Annotated in this window: 1 protein-coding gene, 14 tRNA genes and 2 pseudogenes; 3 read left to right on the top strand and 14 right to left on the bottom strand. The window is 41.9% G+C overall.

Translation table 11 applies throughout. The features are described from left to right. From HT729_RS12310 to birA, 3 genes and pseudogenes are all read left to right on the top strand, one after another. Positions 1-262, top strand: a pseudogene (locus tag HT729_RS12310) (transposase); the annotation flags it as partial. Continuing rightward, positions 220-857, top strand: a pseudogene (locus HT729_RS11585) (AraC family transcriptional regulator); the annotation flags it as partial. The pseudogenes HT729_RS12310 and HT729_RS11585, both read left to right, overlap by 43 nt. Further along, positions 854-1789, top strand: coding sequence for a bifunctional biotin--[acetyl-CoA-carboxylase] ligase/biotin operon repressor BirA (gene birA, locus HT729_RS11580; protein ID WP_000844510.1), 936 nt, complete (start codon positions 854-856; stop codon positions 1787-1789). The pseudogene HT729_RS11585 and the gene birA, both read left to right, overlap by 4 nt. A 227-nt stretch (positions 1790-2016) precedes the next feature. On the opposite strand, the gene HT729_RS11575 is transcribed toward birA, so the two are convergent. The 14 genes from HT729_RS11575 to HT729_RS11510 all read right to left on the bottom strand — a co-directional run bounded on the left by HT729_RS11575 (position 2017) and on the right by HT729_RS11510 (position 3269). Continuing rightward, a tRNA-Ser gene (locus tag HT729_RS11575) sits at positions 2017-2104 on the bottom strand. Positions 2105-2110: 6 nt separating this feature from the next. Next, positions 2111-2184, bottom strand: a tRNA-Ile gene (locus HT729_RS11570). Positions 2185-2219: 35 nt separating this feature from the next. After that, a tRNA-Gly gene (locus HT729_RS11565) sits at positions 2220-2290 on the bottom strand. Between the two features lie 19 nt (positions 2291-2309). Next, positions 2310-2382: transfer RNA gene (locus HT729_RS11560), tRNA-Phe, on the bottom strand. Between the two features lie 3 nt (positions 2383-2385). Next, positions 2386-2459 (bottom strand) — tRNA-Met (locus HT729_RS11555). A 10-nt stretch (positions 2460-2469) separates the two neighbouring features. Further along, a tRNA-Ser gene (locus HT729_RS11550) sits at positions 2470-2559 on the bottom strand. 10 nt (positions 2560-2569) lie between these two features. After that, positions 2570-2643, bottom strand: a tRNA-Ile gene (locus tag HT729_RS11545). Between the two features lie 13 nt (positions 2644-2656). After that, positions 2657-2730, bottom strand: a tRNA-Met gene (locus HT729_RS11540). 5 nt (positions 2731-2735) lie between these two features. After that, positions 2736-2809: transfer RNA gene (locus tag HT729_RS11535), tRNA-Pro, on the bottom strand. Positions 2810-2824: 15 nt separating this feature from the next. Then, a tRNA-Arg gene (locus tag HT729_RS11530) sits at positions 2825-2898 on the bottom strand. A gap of 11 nt (positions 2899-2909) precedes the next feature. Next, positions 2910-2995 (bottom strand) — tRNA-Leu (locus tag HT729_RS11525). A gap of 7 nt (positions 2996-3002) precedes the next feature. Then, positions 3003-3074 (bottom strand) — tRNA-Gly (locus HT729_RS11520). A gap of 22 nt (positions 3075-3096) precedes the next feature. Then, positions 3097-3169, bottom strand: a tRNA-Thr gene (locus tag HT729_RS11515). An 18-nt stretch (positions 3170-3187) separates the two neighbouring features. Further along, a tRNA-Leu gene (locus HT729_RS11510) sits at positions 3188-3269 on the bottom strand. Positions 3270-3290 lie beyond the last annotated feature (21 nt).

The following is a 3290-nucleotide window of genomic DNA, read 5'->3' as shown; positions in this document are numbered from 1 at the left end:
TGTTATTATCATGGACAATGCTAGTTTTGATCCCAAGAACATTTTGGATGAACTCTGCATCCAAGATAAACACTTTTTCTTACCTCTACCTCCTTATTCACCAGATTTGAATCCTATTGAGTAAGCTTGGGCTATCTTGAAAAAGAAAGTAACAGATTTATTAAGGGAAGTCCCAACTATTTTTGAATGTTTGGAACGCTTTTTAAAACTAAATGACTATATCAAGCAGATAGTAAAGAACCTTGGGCCTACTACTGGTTAGGAATCACTGGAGGGAAAGCTCCTGATTTTTTTTGCCCTTTCTCAAATTTCTGATCAATCCTATCTCATCCAATCTGAAACTTGTCATACCCAGACTACTGCAAAACTCATCTCAGACATTGTTCGCTTCGCTCAGATTACAAAATCCAATGAATTAGCTCAACTCCATATCATGGGACAACTCCATGAACTGATGTTTCATCTGGGAACTATTGCTCCCAATCAGAAAAAAGAATATTTCATCAACCTACCAACTCTATCTTGAATGCAAACGATTAATTGATAGCCACTATCCTCAATCACTTACAATTCAAGATTTAACAAAAGAACTATCCGTTCACAGAAGCTACTTATCAAGCGTATTCAAAGAATTTAATACCTTATCACCCAAAGAATACCTACTCTACGTTCGAATGCACCGAGCTAAACAACTTCTCGAAAATACCCAAGAATCCATCAAGGTAATTGCATACTCGGTAGGTTTTTCAGATCCACTACATTTTTCGAAAGCTTATAAACAATACTTTAATCAGACTCCAAGTCATACAAGAAAAGAATACTCTCAATACCAACTAGTGAGAAAGGCAACATTATGAAATCCTACCAAGCTGTCTACCAAATCCTATCTAAAGAAACCGACTATATCAGCGGAGAAAAAATCGCAGAAAAACTATCCCTAAGCCGAACATCAATTTGGAAAGCTATCAAGCGACTAGAACAAGAAGGGATTGAAATTGATAGTATCAAAAATAGAGGATATAAACTGATGAATGGTGACCTTATTCTTCCAGAGATTCTAGAAGAAAATCTTCCAATTAAAATCAGTTTTAAACCCGAAACAAAATCAACACAACTAGATGCAAAAGAAGCAATTGATTTAGGCTATGAAGCAAACACCCTCTATCTAGCTTCCTATCAAATAGCAGGGCGTGGCCGTTTTCAACGCTCCTTCTACTCTCCTCAAGGTGGCATTTATATGACCCTCCATCTTAAACCAAATCTTCCCTATGACAAATTACCGTCCTACACACTACTTGTAGCTGGAGCTGTCTACAAAGCCATTAAGAACCTAACTTTAATAGATGTCGACATAAAATGGGTCAATGATATCTACCTAAACAATCATAAAATTGGAGGAATTCTCACTGAAGCAATGACCTCTGTAGAAACTGGCTTAGTCACAGATATCATTATTGGAGTAGGTATCAATTTCACTATTAAAGACTTCCCTCAGGAATTAAAAGAAAAAGCTGCCAGCTTATTTAAAGCTACAGCTCCTATAACAAGGAATGAATTGATCATAGAAATCTGGCGTACTTTCTTCGAAACACCAGCAGAAGAGCTATTATACCTATACAAAAAACAGTCATTCGTTCTTGGAAAAGAAGTTACTTTCACACTAGATCAAAAAGACTACAAGGGACTTGCTAAAGACATCTCTGAAAGTGGAAAACTTTTGGTGCAATGTGATAACGGAAAAGAAATCTGGCTCAATAGCGGAGAAATTTCTCTCAAGAGTTGGAAGTAATAATAAATTAGAACAACCATAAAATCGACAATATATAAAGATTTTAGCTTTTCTTCAACCCACTACAGTTGACAAAGAGCCTGAAAACTTCAAAAAACGGATTTTTATCGCTCTGAACATCAAAAAAGAAAGGACGAAATTTGTCCTTTCTCGAGCTTAGCTGACTTCAACCCACTACAGTTGACAAAGAGCCAAATGAAAAAGAGAGTTACAAACTCTCATTAAAACGGAGAATAAGGGATTCGAACCCTTGCGCCAGTTACCCGACCTAACGATTTAGCAAACCGTCCTCTTCAGCCTCTTGAGTAATTCTCCAATTAATGGGCACGAGTGGACTCGAACCACCGACCTCACGCTTATCAGGCGTGCGCTCTAACCACCTGAGCTACGCGCCCAAGTTAAAAAACTTGGTAATTTGAACAAAGTTCAAAGCGGGTGACGAGAATCGAACTCGCGACAACAGCTTGGAAGGCTGTAGTTTTACCACTAAACTACACCCGCATAAATACTATCAATAAAATGGCGCGAGACGGAATCGAACCGCCGACACATGGAGCTTCAATCCATTGCTCTACCAACTGAGCTACCGAGCCTTATTGCGGGAGCAGGATTTGAACCTACGACCTTCGGGTTATGAGCCCGACGAGCTACCGAGCTGCTCCATCCCGCGTTAATATAAAAGGAGGATGTGGGATTCGAACCCACGCACGCTTTTACACGCCTGACGGTTTTCAAGACCGTTCCCTTCAGCCGGACTTGGGTAATCCTCCAATATTCAAATGGACCTTGTAGGACTTGAACCTACGACCACTCGGTTATGAGCCGAGAGCTCTAACCAGCTGAGCTAAAGGTCCGACAAGATCATTATAGCGGCGAAGGGGATCGAACCCCCGACCTCCCGGGTATGAACCGGACGCTCTAGCCAGCTGAGCTACACCGCCATGAATCGGGAAGACAGGATTCGAACCTGCGACACCTTGGTCCCAAACCAAGTACTCTACCAAGCTGAGCTACTTCCCGAGTTAAATAGAAAAATGCACCCTAGAGGAGTCGAACCTCTAACCGCCTGATTCGTAGTCAGGTACTCTATCCAGTTGAGCTAAGGGTGCTCATTATATTATGCCGAAGACCGGAATCGAACCGGTACGATTGTTACCAATCGCAGGATTTTAAGTCCTGTGCGTCTGCCAGTTCCGCCACCCCGGCCTCTCTAAGCGAACGACGGGATTCGAACCCGCGACCCCCACCTTGGCAAGGTGGTGTTCTACCACTGAACTACGTTCGCACTATTTTCTTCTATCTAAAAATGCCGACTACATGACTTGAACACGCGACCCTCTGATTACAAATCAGATGCTCTACCAACTGAGCTAAGCCGGCTCATCTATTATATCTCAATGCGGGTTAAGGGACTTGAACCCCCACGCCGTTAAGCGCCAGATCCTAAATCTGGTGCGTCTGCCAATTCCGCCAAACCCGCATATATGACCCGTACTGGGCT

Origin of the sequence: Streptococcus sp. 79 (genome assembly GCF_013277425.1) — a bacterium.
Classification (GTDB): Bacteria; Bacillota; Bacilli; order Lactobacillales; family Streptococcaceae; genus Streptococcus; species Streptococcus pseudopneumoniae.
This window is presented reverse-complemented; position numbering and strand designations above follow the sequence as displayed.

Bases quoted from the DNA above. Each gene is read 5' to 3' on its own strand.
- birA (WP_000844510.1), top strand. From the start codon at position 854: ATGAAATCCTACCAAGCTGTCTACCAAATCCTATCTAAAGAAACCGAC.